We start from the raw sequence: 23,389 nt of genomic DNA on the forward strand, positions 1-23,389 counted from the left end.
GACGAGATCGGCATGGGCGACAACATCTGGCTCGGCGACCGCGACGCCGTACGCACCCCCATGCAGTGGACACCCGACCGCAACGCCGGGTTCTCGTCCTGCGATCCGGGACGGCTGTTCCTGCCCACGATCATGGACCCCGTCCACGGCTACCAGGTCACCAACGTCGAGGCGTCCATGTCGTCGCCGTCGTCGCTGCTGCACTGGACCCGCCGCATGATCGAGATCCGCAAGCAGAATCCTGCCTTCGGACTGGGGTCCTACACCGAGTTGCCGTCCTCCAACCCGGCGGTGCTCGCGTTCCTCCGGGAGGCCCCCTTGACCAAGGACGGAGAGGACGACCTGGTGCTGTGCGTCCACAACTTCTCCCGGTTCGCACAGCCCACCGAGCTGGATCTCAGCCGGTTCGGCGGCCGGCACCCGGTCGAACTGTTCGGCGGGGTCCGTTTCCCGGCGATCGGCGACCTGCCGTACCTGCTGACCCTCGGCGGCCACGGCTTCTACTGGTTCCGGCTGCGCCGTGAGGCGTAGCACTCGGCTCCGGGTGAACGGTTCGGCTGCCGGCCGGTGGGGGCTGGTCGCGCCCACGCGGCGGAGCCGCACATAGGCACAGCCCCGCGCCCCTTCGGGGCGCTCCACAGCCCCCGGCGGCGGGCGGTTTCCGTCGGCCCGACCGGGGCACGCATCAGTGACACCCCGACTACGGGGAAAAGGACGTGACGCCCATGGCGGAAACGGTCACCCTGTTCGGCACCACCTCCGGCTCGACCAGTCCCGGTCCCCTCCTCGCGTCGCTCGATCCGCTGTTGCGGGAGTGGCTGCCGAGGCAGCGGTGGTTCGCGGGGAAGGGACGTCCGGTCACCGGGTTCACCCCCGTGGCCGCCACCGAACTCCTCCCCCCGGACGGCCGGCTGGGCCTGTACCACCTGCTGCTGCGCGTGCACCAGCCGTCCACGCCGGACGCACCGACACACCCCGGCGACTGCTACCAGCTGCTGATAGGCGTGCGCGAGGCGCTGCCGCCCCGGCTGGCGCCCGCGCTGATCGGACACGTGGACGAGGGGCCGCTCGCCGGACGCACGGTGTACGAGGCCCTGTACGACCCCCGGCCGGCCGAAGTGCTCCTGGAGGCCCTGCGCACCCGGGCGCGCGTCGGCGGGCTCCGTTTCGAGGGGGACGCGGGGCAGGCGATACGCGCCGGGCTGGTGGCCCGGCTGCTGACCGCCGAGCAGTCCAACTCCTCGGTGGTCTACGGCGACACGTTCATCTTGAAGCTGCTGCGCAGGGTCGTGCCCGGCGTCAACCCCGACCTGGAGATACCCCTGGCCCTGGCCCGCGAGGGCTGCCCCCGGGTGCCCCCGCCGACGGCGTGGATACGTCAGGAGCTGGACCCGGAGCCGTACGTCCTCGGAGTGCTCCAGCCGTTCGTGCGCGGCGCCGGCGACGGCTGGGAACTGGCGCTGCGCGAGCTGGCCAAGGGCGAGGACTTCGCCGCCGAGGCACGGGCGCTGGGCCGGGCCACCGCCGAGGTGCACACCGCCCTCGCCCGCGCCCTGCCCACGGTGACGCTCGGCCAAGCGGCGCTGAGACTGCTCGTGGACGGCATGACCGAGCGGCTGGCCGCGGCCGTACAGGCGGTGCCTCTGTTACGGCCGTACGAGGAGGGGCTGCGCTCCGCCTACGAGGCGCTGGCCGAGCTGGCCGCCGAGGGCAGCACCTGGACCGCCCAGCGGATCCACGGCGACCTGCACCTCGGACAGTGCCTGCGCTCCCCCACCGGGAGCTGGTCGCTGATCGACTTCGAGGGCGAGCCGGCCCGGCCGCTGGCCGAACGGCGCATGCCGCAGGCGCCGGTGCGCGACGTCGCCGGGATGCTGCGCTCCTTCGACTACGCGGCCCACTCGGTGAGCCCGCCCGCGCCGGACTGGGCGCACGCGTGCCGGTCCGCGTACTGCGCGGGGTACGCGGAGGCCGCCGGCCGTGACCCGCGCACCGATCCGGTCATGCTGCGGGCCTGTGAGACCGACAAGGCCGTCTACGAAGTCGTCTACGAGGCACGGCACCGCCCCGAGTGGCTGCACGTGCCTCTGTCGGCGGTCCGCCGCCTCGCCACGTCCGACCCGACCCTCGCCAGGGAGACCCGTCCGTGACGTCCAAGAAGTCAGCCAGTGCGAAGAGCGCGACCGGCAAGACCGCCAAGGCGGCCGGTAGGTCCGGCAAGGCCAGGAAGCAGGGGGCTGCCCGGGTTCCGGCGGCCCGCGCACCTCAGCCGCCCCCGGCCGAGGCCGCCCCCGTCAGCCCTGCCCTGGGCGCGATTGACCGTGAGCGGCTGCTGTCCGGCTCGCACCACGATCCGCACGCGGTGCTCGGCGCCCATCCGGTGCCCGGCGGGGTCGCGTTCCGCGCGTTCCGGCCGTACGCCCGCTCGGTCGGCGTCGTCTCCGGTGAGCTGCGGGCGGACCTGCACGACGACGGCGACGGCTTCTTCTCCGGGCTGCTCCCGCTCGCCGAGGTCCCCGTCTACCGGCTGCTGGTGGCGTACGACGGCCCCGCCCTGGAGACCGAGGACCCCTACCGCTTCCTGCCCACGCTCGGTGAGCTGGACCTGCACCTGATCGGAGAGGGCCGGCACGAGCAGCTGTGGCGGGTGCTCGGGGCGCACGTCATGACCCACCAGGGCGTGACCGGCACCGGGTTCTCGGTGTGGGCGCCGAACGCGCGGGGCGTGCGGGTCGCCGGTGGCTTCGACTTCTGGGACGGCGCCGGTCATCCGATGCGCTCGCTCGGCTCGTCCGGGGTGTGGGAGCTGTTCGTGCCCGGTGTCGGCGAGGGCGAGCTGTACAAGTTCGAGATCACCCGCCCGGACGGGACCCGCACGCTGCGCGCCGATCCGCTGGCCCGCCGTACCGAAGTCCCGCCGGCCACGTCGTCGATCGTGCACGCCTCGCACCACGCGTGGGAGGACGCTGAATGGATGGCACACCGCGCGGACACGCCGGTGCACGAGGCGCCGTTCTCGGTGTACGAGGTGCACCTGCCGTCCTGGCGGCCGGGACTGTCGTACCGCGACCTTGCCGAGCAACTCCCCGCGTACGTCAAGGACATGGGCTTCACTCACGTGGAGCTGATGCCGGTCGCCGAGCATCCCTTCGGCGGCTCCTGGGGCTATCAGGTGACGGGCTTCTACGCCCCGACGGCCCGCCTCGGCACCCCGGACGACTTCAAGTACCTGGTGGACCGGCTGCACCAGGCCGGCATCGGCGTGCTGATGGACTGGGTACCGGCCCACTTCCCGCGGGACGACTGGGCGCTGGCCGAGTTCGACGGGCGTCCGCTGTACGAGCACCACGATCCGCTGCGCGCCGCGCATCCGGACTGGGGCACGCTGGAGTTCGACTTCGGGCGGCGGGAGGTGCGCAACTTCCTGGTCGCCAACGCGGTGTACTGGTGCGAGGAGTTCCACATCGACGGGCTGCGGGTGGACGCCGTCGCCTCGATGCTCTACCTGGACTACTCACGTGAGCCTGGCCAGTGGACGCCGAACGAGCACGGCGGCCGGGAGAACCTGGACGCGGTGGCGTTCCTCCAGGAGATGAACGCCACCGTGTACCGGCGCTGCCCGGGAGTGGTGACCGTGGCCGAGGAGTCGACGGCCTGGGACGGCGTCACCCGGCCCACGCACCACCAGGGGCCGAGCGGGTTCGGCGGGCTCGGGTTCGGGCTGAAGTGGAACATGGGCTGGATGCACGACTCGCTCCAGTACATGAGCCGTGAACCGGTGCACCGGGCGTACCACCACGGCGAGCTGACGTTCTCGATGGTGTACGCCTACAGCGAGAACTACGTCCTGCCGATCTCCCACGACGAGGTGGTGCACGGCAAGCGGTCGCTGGTGTCGAAGATGCCGGGCGACTGGTGGCAGCAGCGGGCCGGGCTGCGCGCCTACCTGGGCTTCATGTGGGCGCATCCCGGCAAGCAACTCCTCTTCATGGGGCAGGAGTTCGCGCAGGGCGCGGAGTGGTCGGAGGCGCACGGCCCGGACTGGTGGCTGCTGGATCCGGCGTACGGCGCGGAGGCGGACCACCGGGGCGTACGGGACCTCGTCCGGGACCTGAACGCGCTGTACCGGGCGGCTCCGCCGCTGTGGCAGCGGGACACCGACCCGGCGGGCTTCGAGTGGATCAGCGGGGACGCGGCGGACGACAACGTCCTCGCCTTCCTGCGCCACGACGCCGACGGCACGCCGCTCCTAGCGGTGTCCCACTTCGCCCCGGTGGTCCGCCACGACTACCGGATCGGTGTCCCCGACGACGTCCCGGCCTGGCACGAGTGCCTCAACACGGACGCCGTCCGCTACGGCGGCGGCGGTCTCACCGAAGCGGACGTCGTCAAACCGGAACCCCGGCCCTGGCACGGCCGCCCGGCGAATGTCCGCCTCACCCTGCCCCCGCTGTCCACGCTCTGGCTGCGGCCCGCCTGACGGCCGCCCCTACGATGCGGAGGCCGCGTCGGCCAGCGCCTGCGGGAGCGCACCGGTGTGCAGCACCCCGAGGCGCTGGGTGGCGCGGGTCAGGGCCACGTACAGGTCGCTGGTGCCGTAGCGGGCCGGTTCCACGACCAGGACCGAGTCGAACTCCAGGCCCTTGGACTGGCGCGGGTCGAGGAGGACGACGGTGTGGGTGAGGTCGGGTTCCGGGCCGGCGCTCACCCCGTCCAGGTGGGCGGCGAGGGAACGGTGCAGTTCGCGCGGGGCGATGACGGCCAGCCGGCCCTCGGCGGGGGTGAGTTCGGCGACCGCCTTGGCGACCGCGCCGGGCAGGTCGTCGCCCGCGTCCCGCACCCAGGGCCGTACTCCCGTGGAGCGGACCGAGCTGGGCGGCTCGAAGCCGGGGTTCTCGGCGCGCACCACGCCCGCCGCCAGGTCCATGATCTCGGCCGGGGTGCGGTAGTTGACGCCGAGGCGGGTGTGTTCCCAGCGGTCCTCGACGTACGGCGTGAGGATGTCCGCCCAGGAGCCGACGCCGGCCGCCTCGGCGGTCTGCGCCGGGTCGCCGACCAGGGTCATGGAGCGGGTCGGGCTGCGCCGCATCAGCAGCCGCCAGGCCATGGGTGAGAGTTCCTGCGCCTCGTCGACGATGATGTGCCCGAACGCCCAGGTCCGGTCGGCGGCGGCGCGTTCGGCGGCGCTGCGGTGGTCGGCCTCCTCGTGCCGTTCGGCGAAGCGTTCGGCGTCGATGATGTCGTGCGCGGACAGGACCTCGGAGTCCCCCTCGTCCTTGTCCTCGAACTCGTAGGTGCGGGAGGCGTACGACACGTCGAGCACGCCCTGCGCGTAGGCGATCTGGGTGTCCCGGTCGCGTTCGGCGCGGGCGCGGGCGAGGCGGTCGTCCTCGCCGAGGAGTTCGGCGGCCTCGTCGAGGAGGGGAACGTCGGCGACGGTCCAGTGCCGGGTCACCGGGCGGCGGATCGCGGCGGCGTCGGCGTCGGAGACGTAACCCTCGGGGTCCGCGAGGAAGTCGGCGACCAGCCGCCGCGGGGTGAGCCGCGGCCACAGCTGGTCGATGGCGGACCAGACCTCGGGGTTCTCGGCGAGTTCGTCGCGGATCTGGGTGATGTCGGCGGGCGTGAGGAGGCTGGAGCCGTCGTAGGGGTCGGTGCCCACGCGTTCGGCGTACAGCTCGGTGAGGGTGTTGAGAATGTGGCCCTCGAAGTGCTCGCGGGCCGCGTTGTGCGACAGCCCGGCGGCGCGGGTGCGGTCGCGGGCGACGGCCACGAGACCGTCGTCGAGCATCAGCACCTCGCGCTCGTGCTCGACGGTGATGACCGGATCGGGCAGGGCCTGCCGGTCGCGTACGACGGCGGCGAGCACGTCGGCCATGCCGGCGCGGCCCTTGACGGCGGCGGCCTCGGGGGTGTCGGTGGCGGTGGCCTTCACGCCGGGGTACAGCTCGCCGACGGTGGCCAGCAGGACGCCGGTCTCGCCGAGGGAGGGCAGCACCTCGCCGATGTAGCCGAGGAAGGCGGGGTTGGGGCCGACGATGAGGACGGCCCGGCGGGCCAGCAGTTCGCGGTGCTCGTAGAGGAGGTAGGCGGCCCGGTGCAGGGCGACCGCGGTCTTGCCGGTGCCGGGGCCGCCCTCGACGACGAGGACTCCGCGGTGCGGTGCCCGGATGATGCGGTCCTGGTCGGCCTGGATGGTCCGCACGATGTCGCCCATGCGGCCGGTGCGGGCGGAGTTGAGCGCGGCGAGCAGCACGGCGTCGCCGTCGTGGTCCTCGTGGCCGGTGCGCTCCTGGTCGCCGAGGTCGAGGATCTCGTCGTGCAGGTGGGTCACGGTGCGGCCGTCGGTGGCGATGTGCCGGCGGCGGCGCAGACCCATCGGGGTGTGGCCGGTGGCGAGGTAGAACGGGCGGGCGACGTCGGCGCGCCAGTCGATCAGGACGGGGGTGCGTTCGGTGTCGTCCGCGCGCAGCCCGATGCGGCCGATGTGGCGGGTCGTGCCGCCGGTGAGGTCGATCCGGCCGAAGCAGAGCGAGCCGTCGACGGCGTTCAGCGCGGCGAGCAGCCCGGAGCGTTCGGCGACGAGGATGTCCCGCTCCAGCCGGGCCTGCATGGGTGTGCTGCCCTGGGCGAGCGCGGTCCCGACGGCGGTCTCGGTGTCCCCGCGCAGGGCGTCGACGCGCGCGTACAGTCCGTCGATGAATTCCTGCTCGTGGCGCAATTCATCGTCCGGAAAGCCGGTGTTTGACGTGTTTGACAATTCCACTCCCGCCCGGATACACTCTGCCCAGTGAACTTCTCCGCGACCTTTTCCGAATTGAAGTCGCGAATCACCGAATATACGCAGAGAAATCCCCCGAGCGCAATTCCTCGGGGGATTTTTTCGGCTTCCGGCGCCCTCGCCCCGGGGGCGAGGGCGGTCCGTCACATCACGTCGGCCAGTTCCTCCAGCAGCCGCCGCTTGGGCCGGGCCCCGACCATCGACCGGACCGGTTCGCCGCCGTCGAAGACCATCAGCGTCGGCGTCGACAGCACGTTGTAGGCCACCGTCGTCTCCGGGTTCCGGTCCACGTCGATCTGCACGATCCTCAGCCGGTCCCCCTCCTCGGAGGCGATGTCCCTCAGCACCGGCGCCAGCTGCCGGCACGGCCCGCACCAGTCGGCCGTGAACTGCACCAGCACCGGCAGATCGGCGCCGAGCACCTCCGCCGCGAAGTCGGCGTCCGTCACCTCGTCCAGTCCGCTCACCAAGCTCACCGCGTCAGCCCTCCCAGTTCGCACACGGGCTCCGGACCCCCCGGAGCCAGCGTCTCGGCGGCCAGCACGTCCCGGGCCTCCTCGGCCCGCCGCAACTGGCCCGCGACCTTCTCCCGGGCCCCCTGGAGCTGCCCGATGAGCGCGTCCAGCTCGTCCAGCTTGCGCCGGTAGACCACGAGCGACGCCGGGCACGAGTCGCCCTCGGGGTGCCCGGCCCGCAGACACTCCACGAACGGCCGCGTCTCCTCCAGGTCGAACCCCACGTCCCGCAGGGTCCGGATCTGGTCGAGCAGCCTGACGTCGTCCTCGTCGTACGTGCGGTACCCGTGCTCGTCCCGCCGTGCGGGCAGCAGTCCCCGTGCCTCGTAGTAGCGCAGGGTGCGCGTGGTGGTCCCGGCCCGCGCGGCCAGCTCGCCGATTCGCATGTCCCCGACGGTAGGCGTTGACGTCGGCGTCAAGGCAAGGCGGGCGGAAGCAGCGGTTTGCGGCGCACCGGCGAGGACAGCACGATCGACGTGGTCGTACGGCCCAGGACCGCCGTCTGTTCCAGGATCTCCTCCAGGTGGACGGTGTCGGTGACGGCCGCCTTCAGGATCCAGCAGTCCTCGCCGACGACGTGGTGCACCTCAGTGATCTCCGGGCGGTCGATCAGCTCCAGGGTCCTCGGATGCTTCAGGGTGTAGCCGCCGTGCGGGTTGACCCGGATGAACGCCTGGATGCCGTAGCCGAGCCGGCCGGGCACGACGTGCGCGCCGTAGCCCTCGACCACGCCCGCCGCCTCCAGCCGGCGCACCCGCTCGGTGACCGCCGCCGGGCTCAGGCTGACCCGCCGGCCCAGCTCGCTGAGCTTGATCCGTCCGTCGGTCTGCAGCAGGTGGAGGATCCGCTGGTCCACCGCGTCGAAGGTCACCGGTGTTTCACCGGCCACAGAGCGCAGATGCCGTGATTCTTTCGGTGCGGTGACCGGATCTCCCATGTTGCCTCCTTCAGAACGGGGATGCGCATCCGGAGAATTATCGCCATGGCAACAGCACACGCCCGAGAGGTCCTGGTCATCGGCGGCAGCCGCTACTTCGGCAAGCGGCTCATCAGACGGCTGGTGGAGTCCGGTGACCGGGTCACGGTCCTGAACCGGGGGTCGTCCGCGCCGCCACCGGGGGTGGCGCATCTGGTGGCGGACCGGGACGACGAGGCGGCGCTGGCCGAGGCGATCGGTGCGCGCCGGTTCGACGTCGTGGTGGACCAGGTCTGCTACACCCCGCGCCAGGCGGAGATCGCCCGCCGGGTGCTCGCGGGCCGCACCGGCCGCTATGTGATGACGTCGACCGTCGAGGTGTACGAGCACGAGGACTCGGCGGCACCGGTCCCGGAGAGCGCGGTGGAGCCGGCCGCCGTCGCTGTCGACCTCGAACTGCCGTGGCACGACACGGACTTCCTCGACGCCCACTACGGTGAGGGCAAACGGCAGGCGGAGGCGGTGTTCACCGCGGCCGGACCGGACCTGCCGTTCGTGCCGGTCCGGGTGGCTCATGTGCTGGGCGGCAACGACGACTTCACCGGGAGGATCGCCCACTACGTCGACCGGATCCGCGCCGGCGCCTCCATCGCCGTACCGCCGCACCCGCGGCCCGCGACCTACATCCACGTCGAGGAGATCGCCGGCTTCCTGCACTGGGCGGCGGGCGCGCGGTTCACCGGGCCGGTCAACGCGGCCTCCCACGGGACGCTGGACGCGAGGGAGTTGGCCACGGCGGTGGCGGCGGCCCTCCCCGAGGGGAAGACGGTGTTCGAGGTCACCGGGTCCGCCGAGGGCGCCCCCTTCGCCTTCCGCCGTGGCTACGCCATGGACAACTCCCGGGCCACGCGGCTCGGTTTCACCTTCGGTGACGTACGGCAGTGGCTGCCGCGCGCGGTCGCCGAGACCCTGGGAAAGGACGACTGACATGCGGTACCGCACGCTCGGCGGACTGAAGGTGAGCGCGGTCGGGCTCGGCGCCATGCCGCTGTCGATCGAGGGCAGGCCGGACGAGGCGCGCGCCGTCGCCACGGTCCACGCGGCCCTGGACGCCGGGGTGACCCTGCTGGACACGGCCGACTCCTACCACCGGCCTGGCGAGGACCCCGGCCACAACGAACGGCTCCTCGCCCGCGCCCTGAAGTCCTACGGCGGTGACACCGGCCAGGTCCTGGTGGCCACGAAGGGCGGCCGGGGCCGGTCCGCGGACGGCGACTGGACGGTGACGGGCGCACCGGACCACCTGAAGGCGGCGGCGGAGGCGTCCGCACGGCGGCTCGGGGTCGACGCGATCGGGCTGTACCAGCTGCACAAGTCCGACCCCGCCGTCCCCTTCAAGGAGTCGGTCGGCGCGCTCGGCGACCTGCTCGACGCGGGGACGATCCGGCTGGCGGGCCTGTCCAACGTGGACGCGGACCAGATCAGGCGGGCCCACGCCATGCTGGGCGACCGGCTGGTGTCGGTGCAGAACCGGTACTCGCCCGAGGTCCGCGACAGCGAGCCGGAGCTGCGGCTCTGTGCCGAACTGGGGCTCGCGTTCCTGCCCTGGAGTCCCCTGGGCGGCATCTCGCGCAGTTCGCTGGACGGGCCGTCACGCCTCGGCGGTGGCCCCGGCCGGTTCGCGGTGTTCGCGGACGTGGCGCGCGAGCGCGGGGTGAGCCCCCAGCAGGTCTGCCTGGCCTGGCTGACGTCGCTCTCCCCCACCGTGATCCCCATCCCCGGTGCGAGTCGTCCGGAGACGATCCGGGACTCGGCGGGAGCGGCGGACCTGACCCTGACCGCGGAGGAGTCGGCCCGCCTGGCGCACGTGCCTGCCGGCTAGACGGGCACCCCCGCCGACTCCTCCACCTCCAGCAGCGACGCGCTCCGGCGTTCCTCGTCGAAGGCCCGGCGGCCGCCGCGGAGGCCGAAGAGGCGCTTGGCGACGGCGATGTAGAGGACGGCGAGGATGTTGAGGACCAGGGTGGCGATCTTCAGCCAGCTGATGTGCTCGGTGAGTTCGTAGACCTCCAGCGGCAGGAAGGCGGCCGTCGCGACCACCGTCAGGTACTCCGCCCAGCGCTTGGCGTACCAGAGGCCGACCGCCTCGATCAGTTCGACGAGCGCGTAGGCGAGGAGCAGGGCGGCGACCAGCAGCAGGGTGCTGTGCCTGTAGCCGAAGGCCTTCTGTACGGAGCCGACGACCGGGGAGTGGTCCAGGTCGTAGTGGAAGTGCTTGAAGACGGGGCGGAGGACGTCCAGGTACTCGTTGAACAGCCGCCGTACCGCGTCCTGGCTGTTGCTGAACTTCCAGACCGCCACCGCGACCAGCACGATGAAGACGCCGCGGACCGCCCGCTCGATCGCGAGGAAGCGCAGGATGAACAGGTCCCGCAGCACCTTTCCGCGCGGCACCAGCGGCGCGTCCGCGGCCGCGCCGGCGCCGTGCGGCTCGCCGAGCACGAAGTCGCCGCAGCGCAGGCAGCGCCAGACGTCGCCGAGCGCGGTCTGCGCGTGCAGCCGTACCCGCAGGCGCGGGTCGTCGGGCGCGTAGGTCACGTGCCCCTTGCGCGCGCAGGTCCGCCGGTCCCAGTCGATCTTCATCCCCCGTGCCTCCATGCACACAGACGTCACGCCTACAGACGCCACAGACGAACGTGCCGTTCCGGTTGATCCGGCACGGCACGTCAGTCTGAACCCACCCCTAGGCCGAGGCCAACTCCTTCTCCCCCTCTTCACGCTGTTCCGGCACCTCCGCGGCGGGAACCGCCCCGTGAACATCGTCCAGCAGCGTCTTCTCGTCGAACGGCAGCCGTCCGGACAGGACCTCCTCCACGCGGGCCTTGTCGATCTCCTTGGTCCACGCGCCGATCAGGACGGTGGCCACCGCGTTGCCCGAGAAGTTGGTCAGCGCGCGGGCCTCGCTCATGAAGCGGTCGATGCCGACGATGAGGCCGACGCCGTCCACCAGGGCCGGCCGGTGCGTCTGGAGGGCGCCGGCGAGGGTGGCCAGGCCGGCACCGGAGACGCCCGCCGCGCCCTTGGAGGCGACCATCATGAACAGCAGCAGGGTGATCTGCTCGCCCAGGTGCAGGGGCTGGCCCATGGCGTCGGCGATGAACAGGGACGCCATGGTCAGGTAGATCATGGTGCCGTCGAGGTTGAAGGAGTAGCCGGTCGGCACCGTGATGCCGACGACGGGACGGCTGACGCCCAGGTGCTCCATCTTGGCGATCAGGCGGGGCAGCGCCACGTCGGACGACGAGGTGGACAGGATGAGCAGGTACTCGCGGCCCAGGTACTTCAGCAGCTTGAACAGGTTGACCTTGGCGACGAACCACAGCATCGGGCCGAGCACCACGCCGACGAAGAGGACGCAGGTGATGTAGAAGGCCAGCATGATCGTGCCGAGGGCCTTCAGGGCGTCGACGCCGGTCTCGCCGACGACCGCCGCGATGGCGCCGAACGCGCCGACCGGGGCCGCCCACATGATCATGGTCAGGACGCGGAAGACCAGCTTCTGGATGTGCCCGACACCGCGCAGGATCGGCTCGCCGGCCTTGCCCATCGACTGGATCGCGAAGCCGACCAGCAGGGCGATCAGCAGGGTCTGGAGGACCACGCCGCCGGTGAAGGCGGAGGCGAAGCTGGTGGGGATGATGCTCAGCAGGAAGTCGACCAGGCCCTCGCTGCCGGAGGCCGCCTGGGTGTGGCCGACCTGCTTCACCGACTCGGTCAGGTGCATGCCCTGGCCCGGGTGCAGGACGTTGCCGACGACCAGACCGATGGCCAGCGCCACGAACGACATGCCGATGAAGTAGGTGAGCGCGAGGCCGCCCAGCTTGCCGACCTTCGCGGCGCTGCGGATCGACCCGACACCGGTCACGATCGTGCAGAAGATGATCGGCGCGATCATCATCTTGATCAGGTTGACGAAGCCCGTGCCGAGCGGCTTGAGCTCCTTGGCGAAGTCGGGTGCGGCGAATCCGACGGCGATACCGAGGGCGACCGCGATGATCACCGCGAGATAGAGGAGATGGGAGCGGTCCCGCTTGGCGGGGGGTGCGGCAGGTGCCGTAGCTGCTGCGCTGGTCACGGCGGCCCTCCTTGACGTCTTCGTCGGTGTCACCGGCGTGCGGCTCACGTCCGGGGGTTTTCGGGGATGCCGTGACTATGTCGCGCCGCTGTGAGGGCGGTCACCCTTCCGTACATTTAGTTCACGCCACAACCGAGAGGCAGACTGACGGCATGCGCCTCTCCGTCCTCCCGAGACCTCGCAGCCTGGCGGGCCAGCTGTTCGCCATGCAGGCCGTGCTGCTCGCGCTGGTCGTGGCCGGATACGCACTGTTCACGTTCGTCAGCGACCGGGGGCAGGCCGAGGGCGCGGCCCGCCGCCAGGCCACGGCGGTGGCCCGCTCGATCGCCGATTCCCCCTCGGTCCGCTCCGCCATCCACACCCCGAGCCCCTCGGCCGACCTCCAGCCGTACGCCCTGAAGGTGCAGAAGGACACCGGCGTGGACTTCGTGACGATCATGACGCCGGGGGGCATCCGCTGGACCCACCCCAAACCCGACGAGATCGGCCGGCACTTCATCGGCACCATCGCGCCCGCCCAGCACGGCGAGACCTTCACCGAGACCTACACCGGCACCCTCGGCCCGTCCGTCCGCGCGGTCACCCCCATCGAGGAGAACGGGCACGTCATCGGCCTGGTCAGCGCCGGCATCAAGGTGGAGGCGATCAGCAACCGGATCCAGGAGGAGGTCACCGCGCTGTTCGGGGTCGCGGGCGGCATCCTGGTGCTCGGCGCGGTCGCCACCTACGTCATCAACGCGCGGCTGCGCCGGCACACCCACAACATGAACGCCGACGAGCTGAGCCGGATGCACGACTACCACCAGGCCGCGCTGCACGCCGTGCGCGAGGGGCTGCTGATGCTGGACGCGCAGTACAGAGTGGCGCTGATCAACGACGGCGGGCGGGAACTACTGGGCGTGGACCGGGACGCGGACGTCGTCGGCGGCTCGGTGACCGGGCTGGGCCTGCCCGCCCCGCTGACCGGGGCGCTGCTGGCGTCCGAGCCGCGCGTGGACGAGGTGCATCTGGCGGCCGACCGGGTGCTGGTGGTGAACACCTCACCGGTGTCGGGCGGGGAGCGCCGCGGCACGGTCGTCACCCTTCGGGACGTGACCGAACTCCAGTCGTTGATGGGTGAGTTGGACTCGGAGCGGGGCTTCACGCTGGCGCTGCGGTCGCAGGCGCACGAGGCGGCGAACCGGCTGCACACGGTGGTCTCGCTGATCGAGCTGGGGCGGGCCGAGGAGGCGGTGGACTTCGCGACGGCCGAGCTGGAGCTGGCGCAGGCGCTCACCGACCAGGTGGTGGCGGCGGTCGGCGAGCCGGTGCTGGCCGCGCTGCTGCTGGGCAAGACCGCGCAGGCCAACGAGCGGGGCGTGGAGCTGGTCGTGTCGGCGGACAGCCGGCTCGACGACGGGCTGCTGCCGCCCGACCTGACCGCGCGGGACCTGGTGACGATCCTCGGCAACCTCATCGACAACGCGGTGGACGCGGCACAGGGCAGTGTGCGGGCCCGGGTGACGGTGACGGCGTACACGGAGGCCGCCGAACTGGTCCTGCGGGTGTCCGACACGGGGACGGGTGTCGACCCGGCCCACGCCGACCTGGTATTCCAACGGGGGTTCTCGACGAAGCCGTCCGGGCCCGGCGGGCGGGGCCTCGGGCTGGCCCTGGTCCGCCAGGCGGTGGGCCGGCACGAGGGCACGTTGACGGTCGCGGAGGCCGAGGAGGGTGGCGCGGTGTTCGAGGCACGTTTGCCGTTGCACACGGTGGTGGGGCCGACCCGGGTACCGGGAGGCGAGGCATGAGCCAGGACGGGCACACGGTCGTGGGGCCGGCCCCGGTGCCGGGAGGCGACGCGTGAGCGGGGACCGCCCCATCCGGGTCCTCGTGGTCGAGGACGACCCGGTGGCCGCCGACGCGCACGTGATGTACGTCGGCCGGGTGCCGGGGTTCGTCGCCGTGGGCAAGGTGCACTCGGGAGCCGAGGCGCGCAGGTTCCTCGACCGGACGCCCGTCGACCTGCTGCTGCTCGACCTGCACCTGCCGGACGTGCACGGGCTTCAGCTGGCGCGGTCGCTGCGCGGGGCCGGGCATCACGCCGACGTCATAGCGGTCACCTCGGCGCGGGATCTCGCGGTGGTCCGGGAGGGGGTCTCGCTCGGCGTCGTCCAGTACGTCCTGAAGCCGTTCACGTTCGCGACGCTCCGGGACCGCCTGGTCCGGTACGCCGAGTTCCACGCGGCGGTGGGCGAGGCGAGCGGGCAGGACGAGGTCGACCGGGCCCTCGCGGTCCTGCGCGCCCCGACCCCGGCGGCCCTCCCGAAGGGCCTCAGCGGACCCACCCTGGAACGCGTCACCGGCGCCCTGCGCGACGCCCCGGAAGGCTTCACGGCGGCCGGCGTCGCGGAAGCGGTCGGCATCTCCCGCATCACCGCCCGCCGCTACCTGGAACACCTGGTGGAAGCGGGCCGCGCCGAACGCAAACCGGTGTACGGCCAGGTGGGCCGCCCCGAGCTGGTGTACCGGTGGGTCCGGGGGGTGCCGTCCGGGCGGTGACGCCGGACCACCCGGGCCTCACTGGACCGCCGGTCCGGCTCCCGGCTCGCTCGCCGGGCGGAACGGCAGGGCGTACTGGACGATGTACGCCGCCAGCGCCAGGACCGACAGCGCCTCCAGGGCGGACAGAAGAAGCAGGCCGGTCGACGGGTCGCCCGCCACCCAGTGGACGACGAGGGCGCTGAACGGGACGACGCAGAAGGCGAGGAGGTCGACCGCGCACTGCGCGGCCTTCCGTGAGAACCGGCGGGGGTCCGAGCGGTGCGCGGCCTCCCACCGGAAGACGTCGGCGCCGTCCCGGCCGGCCGCCGTGGCGAGCCGGGGCCCCAAGTCGCCCCGGACATAGGCCCCGATGGCCGAGATCTTCTGGTCGTTGACCAGGTAGGTCCAGCCGAGGACGACACACACCGGCGGCAGCGCCAGCAGCATCTCCGTCCGCTTGGCCTGCGCCGCGGCGGCGATCACTGCGGCCACGACGGTGAGGGTGACGTACAGCAGGTTGTCCCGGAAGCCGATGCGGGTCTTCTGCTCGTCCTTGATCGTCTGGTACTCGGCGAGCAGCAACTGCCCGACGGTCACATCCCGTTCCGCCACTCGAACCCCTTCCCCGGCAGTACGTTATGAGTGTGCCGGATACGCAGCCCACTGTTCTGGTCCTGACCGCACTCGCGCTGGAGTACGCGGCGGTGCGCGCCCACGTCGAGGAGCGGGAGGAACGCACGCACCCCGGCGACGGGACGATCGTCGAGCTGGGCCGGCTGCCCGGCACGCCCTGGCGGATCGCGGCCGCCGAACTGGGCGAGGGCGCCCGGAACTCGGCCGCGCTGACCGCCTCGCTGATCGGCTGGCTGCGCCCGCGGGCCGTGCTGTTCGTGGGGGTGGCCGGGAGCCTCAAGGACGACATCGGCCTCGGGGACGTGGTCGTGGGCACCAAGGTGTACGCCATCCACGGCGGCAAGCAGACCCCGGAGGGCCTGCTGGTGCGCCCCGAGGCCTGGTCGGGCTCCAACGCGCTGGTTCAGGCGGCTCGTTCGGCCGTGCGGGACATGCCGGACGTGCGGGCCCACTTCAAGCCGATCGCCACCGGGGACGTCGTCCTCGCCGATGACGCCTCCGGGATCACGCGGCACATCCGCCGGCACTACCAGGACGCGGCCGCCATCGAGATGGAGGGCTCGGGCGCGGCCCACGCGGCCCACCTCGGCGGCGTCGAGGCCCTCGTCGTCCGGGGCGTCAGCGACCACGCGGACGCCGGGAAGAGCGCGGACGACGGCCGGGGCTCGCAGCAGCGGGCGGCCGAGCGGGCGGCGGTGGTGGCCTGCGCGCTCCTGCGGAAGTACCGGCCGCGCGGCGGGGGCCCGGAGCACCCGGCCGGTGCCGGGGAGGGCGGCGGAGGGGGAGACCGCGCGGGCGACCACATCGACTTCCGGGGCGGCACGTTCCACGGCCCGGTCACCGGGAAACGCACCGGCGACGACTGAGGCGTCCGGTACGTACCGAACGGACGGAACATACCGAACGGACGGAATCGTACGTTCATACAATCAGTGATCCTGGCGGAACGGCCCGTAGTCATCGCGCCCGGCCCGCCCCTACCTTGTGCCGAGTGCGTCAACCCTCACCTCAACCCCAACCCTCAACTCCCCCGTTCAACGCCCCGGCCGCCCGCCGGCTGCGCGCCGCGCTCGGCATGGGCCCCGAGCACGTCGCGTACGGCATGCGCGTGTCGTACGGACTGCCGTACGTCACCCCCGACCTCGTGGTCGCCTGGGAGCGCGGTGTCACCGCGCCCGCCAGCCCGGAACTGACCGCTCTCGCGGGCGTGCTGTGGTGTTCGCCGGGCGAGTTGATCGGCCGGCCCAGGACCCTGCGGGAGCACCGGATCTCGCGGGCGCTCGCCCCCGAGGACGTGGCCCGTGCCGTCGGCGTCGACCTGCGCGGATACCTGCGCATGGAGGAGAGCGGCGACTGGCGCGGCACCGACCGGCAGGCCGCCTCTCTCGCCGAGATCCTGGATCTGTCGCCGCCCGACTTCGTCGTCGTGACCGGCCGTGAGGACCGGCTCGCCGACCTGCTGCGCAGCGCCGTCTCCACCCGCTGGCAGGCCTACGTCCGGCCGGTCGCGAAGATCGCCCCGGTGGAGCGGGAGCCGCTGGAGCGGGTGCTCCAGCAGCTCTACGACGACTACCAGGGGCAGATGGTGGCCAGCCTCAGCTGGGGCGGAAACGTCGCGGCACGCGCGTCGAGCGACGCAGGCCGCGACTTCCTGGACCGGATCGTGGACGCCTTCTGGGAAAGGATCGAGGCCGAGGGCTGACCGGTGACTCCGGCGGGAGGGGGGTTCCGGAAGACCGGCACAGGGGTTCTAGAAGACCGACTCGGCCTCGTCCATGCGGTCCTTCGGGACCGTCTTCAGCTCGGTGACCGCCTCGGCGAGCGGCACCATCACGATGTCGGTGCCGCGCAGCGCGGTCATCTTCCCGAAGTCGCCCCGGTGCGCGGCCTCGATGGCGTGCCAGCCGAAGCGGGTGGCGAGGACACGGTCGTACGCCGTCGGGACGCCACCGCGCTGGACGTGGCCGAGGATGACCGGCTTGGCCTCCTTGCCGAGGCGCCGCTCCAGCTCGTACGCCAACGCGGTGCCGATGCCCTGGAAGCGCTCGTGGCCGTACTGGTCGATCTCGCCCTTGCCGTAGTCCATGCTGCCGTCGGCTGGGTGGGCGCCCTCGGCGACGCAGATGACCGCGAACTTCTTGCCGCGCGCGAAGCGTTCCTCGACCATCTTGACCAGGTGGGCCGGGTCGAAGGGGCGTTCGGGCAGGCAGATGCCGTGGGCGCCGGCGGCCATGCCGGACTCCAGGGCGATCCAGCCGGCGTGCCGGCCCATGACCTCGACGACCATGACGCGCTGGTGGGACTCGGCCGTGGTCTTCAGGCGGTCCATGGCCTCCGTGGCCACGCCGACGGCGGTGTCGAAGCCGAAGGTGCGGTCGGTGGAGGAGATGTCGTTGTCGATCGTCTTGGGGACGCCGACGACCGGAAGGCCCGCGTCGGACAGCATGCGGGCGGCGGTCAGCGTGCCCTCGCCGCCGATCGGGATCAGGGCGTCGATGCCGAACTCCTCGACCATGTCGGCCGCGCCCTCGCAGGCCTCGCGCAGCCGGTCGCGCTGCAGCCGGGAGGAGCCGAGGATGGTGCCGCCGCGGGCCAGGATGCCGCTGACGGCGTCCAGGTCGAGGGCGCGGTAGTGGCGGTCGAGCAGACCCCGGTAGCCGTCCTCGAAGCCGATGACCTCGTCGCCGTACTGTGCGACCGCGCGGTGCACGACCGACCGGATCACGGCATTCAGGCCGGGGCAGTCGCCGCCTGCGGTGAGCACTCCGATGCGCATCGTGCTGTGTCTCCTGCTCGCTGTCGGTACCGGTGAGACGTTTCCGATTGTTTCACGTCCGCCGGACCGGTGAAGTCCTGACGGGCGCCTTACCCAGCGCCAGAGGTACTGTCAAGAGGGTTCTGCTCACCCTGGTGGGCGATTTTTGTGTCGCGGATTTGTTTCTCGTCCGAGACCGACGGCGAGACGGACAGACAAGAGGGGTGCGCACGTGACGCGCAGCGTGTACGTCACCGGAATCGACCGCGGCGACGGCCGCCAGGTCGTCGACCTCGGGGTCATGGAGCTGCTGACCCGGCAGGTCGACCGGGTGGGGGTGTTCCGGCCGCTGGTGCACGACGTACCGGACCGACTCTTCGAACTGCTGCGGTCCCGCTACCGCCTGGCCCAGGACCCGTCGACGGTCTACGGCATGGACTACCACGAGGCGTCCGCGCTCCAGGCCGAGCAGGGCTCGGACGAACTGGTGTCGACCCTCGTCGACCGCTTCCACCGGGTGGCCCGGGACTACGACGTCGTCCTCGTCCTCGGCACCGACTTCTCCGACACGCAGCTGCCGGACGAGCTGTCACTCAACGCCCGCCTGGCCAACGAGTTCGGCGCGTCCGTGATCGCGGTCGTCGGCGGCCGCAGGCAGAGCGCCGAGTCGGTGCTCGCGGAGACGCGCAACGCCTACCGGGCATACGACGGGCTGGGCTGCGACGTGCTGGCCACGGTCGTCAACCGGGTGGCCCGCGAGGACCGGGACGAGATCGCCGAGCGGCTGGCCGACCGGCTGCCCGTGCCCTGCTACGTGGTCCCGGACGAGCCCGCGCTGTCGGCACCCACGGTCGCCCAGATCACCCACGCCCTCGGCGCGAAGGTGCTGCTCGGCGACGACTCGGGGCTGGCGAGGGACGCGCTGGACTTCGTGTTCGGCGGGGCGATGCTGCCGAACCTGCTGGCCGCCCTGACCCCGGGCTGCCTGGTCGTCACCCCCGGCGACCGGGCCGACCTGGTCGTCGGCTCACTGGCCGCGCACAGCGCCGGCACCCCGCCGATAGCCGGGGTCCTGCTCACCCTGGACGAGGTGCCCCGCGAGGAGATCCTCACCCTGGCCGCCAAGCTCGCCCCGGGCACCCCGGTGATCTCGGTGTCCGGGACCAGCTTCCCCACCGCCGAGCAGCTGTTCTCCCTGGAGGGCAAGCTGAACGCGGCGACCCCGCGCAAGGCGGAGACCGCACTCGGCCTGTTCGAGCGCTACGCCGACACCGCCGAGCTGGCCGCGCGCGTGAGCGCCCCCAGCAGCGACCGGGTCACCCCGATGATGTTCGAGCACAAGCTGCTGGAGCAGGCGCGCTCGGACAAGCGCCGGGTGGTGCTGCCGGAGGGCTCCGAGGGGCGGGTGCTGCACGCGGCCGAGGTGCTGCTGCGCCGGGGGGTGTGCGACCTGACACTGCTCGGGCCGGTGGACACCATCCGCAAGAAGGCCGCCGACCTGGGCATCGACCTCGGCGACACCCGGCTGATCGACCCGGCCACCTCCGAACTGCGGGACTCCTTCGCCGAGAAGTACGCCCAGTTGCGCGCCCACAAGGGTGTCACGGTCGAACTGGCCTACGACGTCGTCTCCGACGTGAACTACTTCGGCACCCTGATGGTCGAGGAGGGCCTGGCCGACGGCATGGTCTCCGGCTCGGTGCACTCCACGGCGGCGACGATCCGGCCGGCCTTCGAGATCATCAAGACCAAGCCGGAATCGTCCATCGTCTCCTCCGTGTTCTTCATGTGCCTGGCCGACAAGGTGCTGGTCTACGGCGACTGCGCGGTCAACCCGGACCCGGACGCCCGGGCGCTCGCGGACATCGCCGTCCAAGCGGCGGGCACCGCGGCCCAGTTCGGGGTGGAGCCGCGGATCGCGATGCTGTCGTACTCCACCGGCACCTCCGGCACCGGCGCGGACGTCGACAAGGTGCGCGAGGCGACCGAGCTGGCCCGCTCGCGCCGGCCCGACCTGAAGATCGAGGGACCGATCCAGTACGACGCGGCCGTGGAGCCGTCCGTCGCCGCGACCAAGCTGCCCGGCTCCGAGGTGGCCGGTCAGGCCAGCGTGCTGATCTTCCCGGACCTCAACACCGGCAACAACACGTACAAGGCCGTGCAGCGCTCGGCCGGCGCGATCGCCGTCGGCCCGGTGTTGCAGGGCCTGCGCAAGCCGGTCAACGACCTGTCCCGCGGCGCGCTCGTCCAGGACATCGTCAACACCGTCGCCATCACGGCGATCCAGGCCCAGAGCACCTCTTCGAACACCTCCTCGACCCCCGACCAGAAGGCAACCGAGCAGTGACCTCCGCGACCCGTGTCCTCGTCCTCAACTCCGGCTCCTCGTCGGTGAAGTACCAGCTGCTGGACATGCGCGACGCGAGCCGGCTCGCGGTCGGTCTGGTGGAGCGCATCGGCGAGCAGACCTCGCGGCTGAAGCACACCTGCCTGGGCACCGGTGAGAGCCGCGAGCAGAGCGGGCCCATCGCCGACCACGACGCCGCGCTGAAGGCCGTCGCCGGGGAACTCGCCCGGGACGGGCTGGGCCTGGACTCGCCCGAACTGGCCGCGATCGGCCACCGGGTGGTGCACGGCGGCATGTTCTTCACCGAGCCCACCGTCATCGACGAGGCCGTGCTCACCGAGATCGAGCGGCTGATCCCCGTCGCGCCGCTGCACAACCCGGCCAACCTGACCGGTATCCGCACGGCCATGGCGCTGCGCCCCGACCTGCCCCAGGTCGCGGTGTTCGACACCGCGTTCCACACGACGATGCCGGAGGCGGCGGCGCGCTACGCGATCGACCCGAGGATCGCCGACCGGTACCGGATCCGCCGCTACGGCTTCCACGGCACGTCGCACGCGTACGTGGCCCGGGAGACCGCGCGGCTGCTGGGCAAGGACCCCGCGGACACGAACGTCATCGTGCTGCACCTGGGCAACGGCGCCTCGGCCTCGGCCGTTCAGGGCGGCCGGTGCGTGGAGACCTCCATGGGGATGACGCCTTTGGAGGGGCTGGTGATGGGTACGCGTTCCGGGGATCTCGACCCGGCCGTCATCTTCCATTTGGCCCGTGTCGGGGATATGTCCATGGACGAGATCGACACTCTTCTCAACAAGAGGAGCGGGCTGTTCGGTCTGTGCGGGGACAATGACATGCGGGAGATCAGGCGCCGGATCGACGAGGGCGACGAAGAAGCCGCGCTGGCCTTCGACATTTACATTCACCGGCTGAAAAAGTACATCGGCGCCTATTACGCGGTGCTCGGCCGGGTGGACGCGGTCGCGTTCACGGCCGGGGTCGGGGAGAACGCGGCGCCGGTGCGCCAGGCGGCGGTCGCGGGCCTGGACGGGCTGGGCCTGGCGGTCGACGGCGAGCTGAACGCCGTACGCGGCGGGGAGGCGCGGCTGATCTCGCCGGCGTCCGCGCGGGTGGCCCTCGCCGTGGTGCCGACCGACGAGGAACTGGAGATCGCCACGCAGACGTACGAGCTGGTCGGAAACAGGAGTTGAGCGAGGAGTCGGGCAAGGAGTTGAGCAATACACCGGAGTAACACGCCTGAGCGCGGGTCCGCCCATTTGTATCTTCCGCCAGACGGAATATTCCGCAGCGAAACAAACCGATAGGATCGCCCCATGCGCCGTTCGAAAATCGTCTGTACTCTCGGCCCCGCGGTCGACTCCCACGAGATGCTCGTCGCCATGATCGAGGCGGGCATGAATGTGGCCCGGTTCAACTTCAGCCATGGCACGCACGCCGAACACCAGGCGCGGTACGACCGCGTCCGGGCGGCTGCCAAGGAGACCGGCCGGGCCATCGGTGTCCTCGCCGACCTGCAGGGCCCGAAGATCCGCCTGGAGACCTTCGCCGAAGGTCCGGTCGAGCTGGAGCGCGGTGACGAGTTCGTCATCACGACCGAGGACGTACCGGGTGACAAGCAGATCTGCGGGACGACGTACAAGGGGCTGCCCGGCGACGTCGCGCGCGGTGACCAGGTCCTGATCAACGACGGCAACGTCGAGCTGAAGGTCGTGGACGTCGAGGGCCCGCGGGTGCGGACCGTCGTCATCGAGGGCGGTGTCGTCTCCGACCACAAGGGCATCAACCTGCCCGGCGCCGCCGTGAACGTGCCGGCGCTGTCCGGGAAGGACGTGGAGGACCTGCGCTTCGCCCTCCGCATGGGCTGCGACCTGGTCGCGCTGTCCTTCGTGCGGGACGCCAAGGACGTGGCCGACGTGCACAAGGTGATGGACGAGGAGGGCCGCCGGGTCCCCGTCATCGCCAAGGTGGAGAAGCCGCAGGCGGTCGACAACATGGCGGACGTCGTCATGGCGTTCGACGGCGTGATGGTCGCCCGCGGTGACCTCGCCGTCGAGTACCCGCTCGAAAAGGTGCCGATGGTCCAGAAGCGCCTGATCGAGCTGTGCCGACGCAATGCCAAGCCGGTGATCGTGGCGACCCAGATGATGGAGTCGATGATCACCAACTCCCGGCCGACCCGCGCCGAGGCCTCCGACGTGGCCAACGCGATCCTGGACGGCGCCGACGCGGTCATGCTGTCCGCCGAGTCCAGCGTGGGCGCCTACCCGGTCGAGACCGTGAAGACCATGTCGAAGATCGTCAGCGCGGCCGAGCAGGAGCTGCTCTCCAAGGGCCTGCAGCCGCTGGTGCCGGGCAAGAAGCCCCGCACGCAGGGCGGTTCGGTGGCCCGCGCGGCCGCCGAGATCGCCGACTTCCTCGGCGGCAAGGGCCTGATCGCGTTCACCAAGTCCGGTGACACCGCGCGCCGGCTCAGCCGCTACCGGGCCACCCAGCCGATCCTCGCGTTCACCACCGACGAGGGCACCCGCAACCAGCTGACCCTGAGCTGGGGCGTGGAGTCCCACGTCGTGCCGTTCGTGAACAGCACCGACGAGATGGTCGACCTGGTGGACCAGGAGGTCGTCAAGCTGGGCCGGTTCGACGCGGGCGACATCGTCATCATCACGGCCGGCTCCCCGCCCGGCGTCCCCGGCACCACCAACATGGTCCGCGTCCACCACCTGGGCGGCGCGGAGACCGACTGACGGTTCCAGACGGTCCGGCACG

The 23,389-nt window shown here is 71.6% G+C and carries 20 protein-coding genes; 12 read left to right on the forward strand and 8 right to left on the reverse strand.

The features are described 5' to 3' along the window. The 3 genes from ABZ854_RS08550 to glgB form a co-directional block, all read left to right on the forward strand. A partial coding sequence (locus ABZ854_RS08550; RefSeq protein WP_361206320.1) for an alpha-glucosidase C-terminal domain-containing protein occupies positions 1–531 on the forward strand: 531 nt, incomplete at its 5' end. A 194-nt stretch (positions 532–725) separates the two neighbouring features. After that, positions 726–2,150 carry a phosphotransferase gene (locus tag ABZ854_RS08555; protein WP_361206323.1) on the forward strand — a complete coding sequence of 475 codons (1,425 nt, stop codon included), beginning with the start codon at positions 726–728 and terminating at the stop codon, positions 2,148–2,150. Then, positions 2,147–4,480 carry a 1,4-alpha-glucan branching enzyme gene (gene glgB / locus ABZ854_RS08560; protein WP_361206326.1) on the forward strand — a complete coding sequence of 778 codons (2,334 nt, stop codon included), beginning with the start codon at positions 2,147–2,149 and terminating at the stop codon, positions 4,478–4,480. Before ABZ854_RS08555 ends, glgB begins: the two co-directional genes overlap by 4 nt. Before the next feature lie 9 nt (positions 4,481–4,489). Here glgB and ABZ854_RS08565 read toward each other — a convergent pair whose 3' ends face one another. From ABZ854_RS08565 to ABZ854_RS08580, 4 genes are all read right to left on the reverse strand, one after another. Beyond that, on the reverse strand, positions 4,490–6,721 hold the full coding sequence (locus ABZ854_RS08565; protein WP_361206805.1) for an ATP-dependent DNA helicase: 2,232 nt from the start codon (positions 6,719–6,721) through the stop codon (positions 4,490–4,492). A 203-nt stretch (positions 6,722–6,924) separates the two neighbouring features. Beyond that, complete coding sequence (gene trxA, locus ABZ854_RS08570) at positions 6,925–7,239, reverse strand: thioredoxin (protein WP_361206808.1); 315 nt, start codon at positions 7,237–7,239, stop codon at positions 6,925–6,927. Between the two features lie 14 nt (positions 7,240–7,253). Next, a complete protein-coding gene (locus tag ABZ854_RS08575) occupies positions 7,254–7,682 on the reverse strand; it encodes a MerR family transcriptional regulator (protein WP_361206329.1) in 429 nt (142 codons plus the stop codon). Between the two features lie 29 nt (positions 7,683–7,711). Next, the gene (locus ABZ854_RS08580; protein WP_361206811.1) at positions 7,712–8,167 is read right to left on the reverse strand and encodes an Lrp/AsnC family transcriptional regulator; all 456 of its coding nucleotides are present in this window, start codon (positions 8,165–8,167) and stop codon (positions 7,712–7,714) included. Between the two features lie 111 nt (positions 8,168–8,278). Between ABZ854_RS08580 and ABZ854_RS08585 the strand changes: the two genes are divergently transcribed. Both ABZ854_RS08585 and ABZ854_RS08590 read left to right on the forward strand, forming a co-directional pair. Then, on the forward strand, positions 8,279–9,199 hold the full coding sequence (locus ABZ854_RS08585) for an NAD-dependent epimerase/dehydratase family protein (RefSeq protein ID WP_361206332.1): 921 nt from the start codon (positions 8,279–8,281) through the stop codon (positions 9,197–9,199). 1 nt (position 9,200) lies between these two features. Next, positions 9,201–10,094, forward strand: a complete 894-nt coding sequence (locus tag ABZ854_RS08590; protein WP_361206335.1) for an aldo/keto reductase — start codon at positions 9,201–9,203, stop codon at positions 10,092–10,094. Here the strand turns inward: ABZ854_RS08590 and ABZ854_RS08595 are convergent. Both ABZ854_RS08595 and ABZ854_RS08600 read right to left on the reverse strand, forming a co-directional pair. Continuing rightward, entirely contained in the window at positions 10,091–10,855 is a 765-nt protein-coding gene (locus ABZ854_RS08595; protein WP_361206338.1) for a DUF2127 domain-containing protein, read from the reverse strand. The two genes, ABZ854_RS08590 and ABZ854_RS08595, sit on opposite strands and share 4 nt — an antisense overlap. A gap of 100 nt (positions 10,856–10,955) precedes the next feature. Further along, the gene (locus ABZ854_RS08600; RefSeq protein WP_361206341.1) at positions 10,956–12,347 is read right to left on the reverse strand and encodes a cation:dicarboxylase symporter family transporter; all 1,392 of its coding nucleotides are present in this window, start codon (positions 12,345–12,347) and stop codon (positions 10,956–10,958) included. Positions 12,348–12,499: 152 nt separating this feature from the next. Here ABZ854_RS08600 and ABZ854_RS08605 point away from each other — a divergent pair, with 152 nt between their 5' ends. Together ABZ854_RS08605 and ABZ854_RS08610 are read left to right on the forward strand one after the other, a co-directional pair. Then, entirely contained in the window at positions 12,500–14,137 is a 1,638-nt protein-coding gene (locus tag ABZ854_RS08605) for a sensor histidine kinase (RefSeq protein WP_361206344.1), read from the forward strand. Positions 14,138–14,189: 52 nt separating this feature from the next. After that, the gene (locus ABZ854_RS08610) at positions 14,190–14,888 is read left to right on the forward strand and encodes a response regulator (protein WP_361206346.1); all 699 of its coding nucleotides are present in this window, start codon (positions 14,190–14,192) and stop codon (positions 14,886–14,888) included. An 18-nt stretch (positions 14,889–14,906) separates the two neighbouring features. Here ABZ854_RS08610 and ABZ854_RS08615 read toward each other — a convergent pair whose 3' ends face one another. Then, positions 14,907–15,482 (reverse strand): hypothetical protein, encoded by a 576-nt coding sequence (locus ABZ854_RS08615; protein ID WP_361206349.1) that lies wholly within the window; start codon positions 15,480–15,482, stop codon positions 14,907–14,909. Between the two features lie 26 nt (positions 15,483–15,508). On the opposite strand from ABZ854_RS08615, the gene ABZ854_RS08620 reads away from it, so the two are divergent. Both ABZ854_RS08620 and ABZ854_RS08625 read left to right on the forward strand, forming a co-directional pair. Continuing rightward, complete coding sequence (locus tag ABZ854_RS08620) at positions 15,509–16,369, forward strand: 5'-methylthioadenosine/S-adenosylhomocysteine nucleosidase (protein ID WP_361206352.1); 861 nt, start codon at positions 15,509–15,511, stop codon at positions 16,367–16,369. Between the two features lie 116 nt (positions 16,370–16,485). Then, positions 16,486–17,205, forward strand: coding sequence for a helix-turn-helix transcriptional regulator (locus tag ABZ854_RS08625; protein ID WP_361206355.1), 720 nt, complete (start codon positions 16,486–16,488; stop codon positions 17,203–17,205). Positions 17,206–17,253: 48 nt separating this feature from the next. Here the strand turns inward: ABZ854_RS08625 and ABZ854_RS08630 are convergent, their stop codons facing one another. Next, on the reverse strand, positions 17,254–18,279 hold the full coding sequence (locus tag ABZ854_RS08630) for an ATP-dependent 6-phosphofructokinase (RefSeq protein ID WP_361206358.1): 1,026 nt from the start codon (positions 18,277–18,279) through the stop codon (positions 17,254–17,256). 211 nt (positions 18,280–18,490) lie between these two features. On the opposite strand from ABZ854_RS08630, the gene pta reads away from it, so the two are divergent. From pta to pyk, 3 genes are all read left to right on the forward strand, one after another. Then, on the forward strand, positions 18,491–20,605 hold the full coding sequence (pta, locus tag ABZ854_RS08635) for a phosphate acetyltransferase (RefSeq protein WP_361206361.1): 2,115 nt from the start codon (positions 18,491–18,493) through the stop codon (positions 20,603–20,605). After that, positions 20,602–21,813 (forward strand): acetate kinase, encoded by a 1,212-nt coding sequence (locus ABZ854_RS08640; protein WP_361206364.1) that lies wholly within the window; start codon positions 20,602–20,604, stop codon positions 21,811–21,813. Before pta ends, ABZ854_RS08640 begins: the two co-directional genes overlap by 4 nt. Before the next feature lie 123 nt (positions 21,814–21,936). Beyond that, positions 21,937–23,367, forward strand: coding sequence for a pyruvate kinase (gene pyk / locus ABZ854_RS08645; protein ID WP_361206367.1), 1,431 nt, complete (start codon positions 21,937–21,939; stop codon positions 23,365–23,367). The last annotated feature ends 22 nt before the right edge of the window (positions 23,368–23,389 follow it).

Origin of the sequence: Streptomyces sp. NPDC047028 (assembly GCF_040644095.1) — a bacterium.
In the GTDB taxonomy this organism is placed as follows: domain Bacteria; phylum Actinomycetota; class Actinomycetes; order Streptomycetales; family Streptomycetaceae; genus Streptomyces.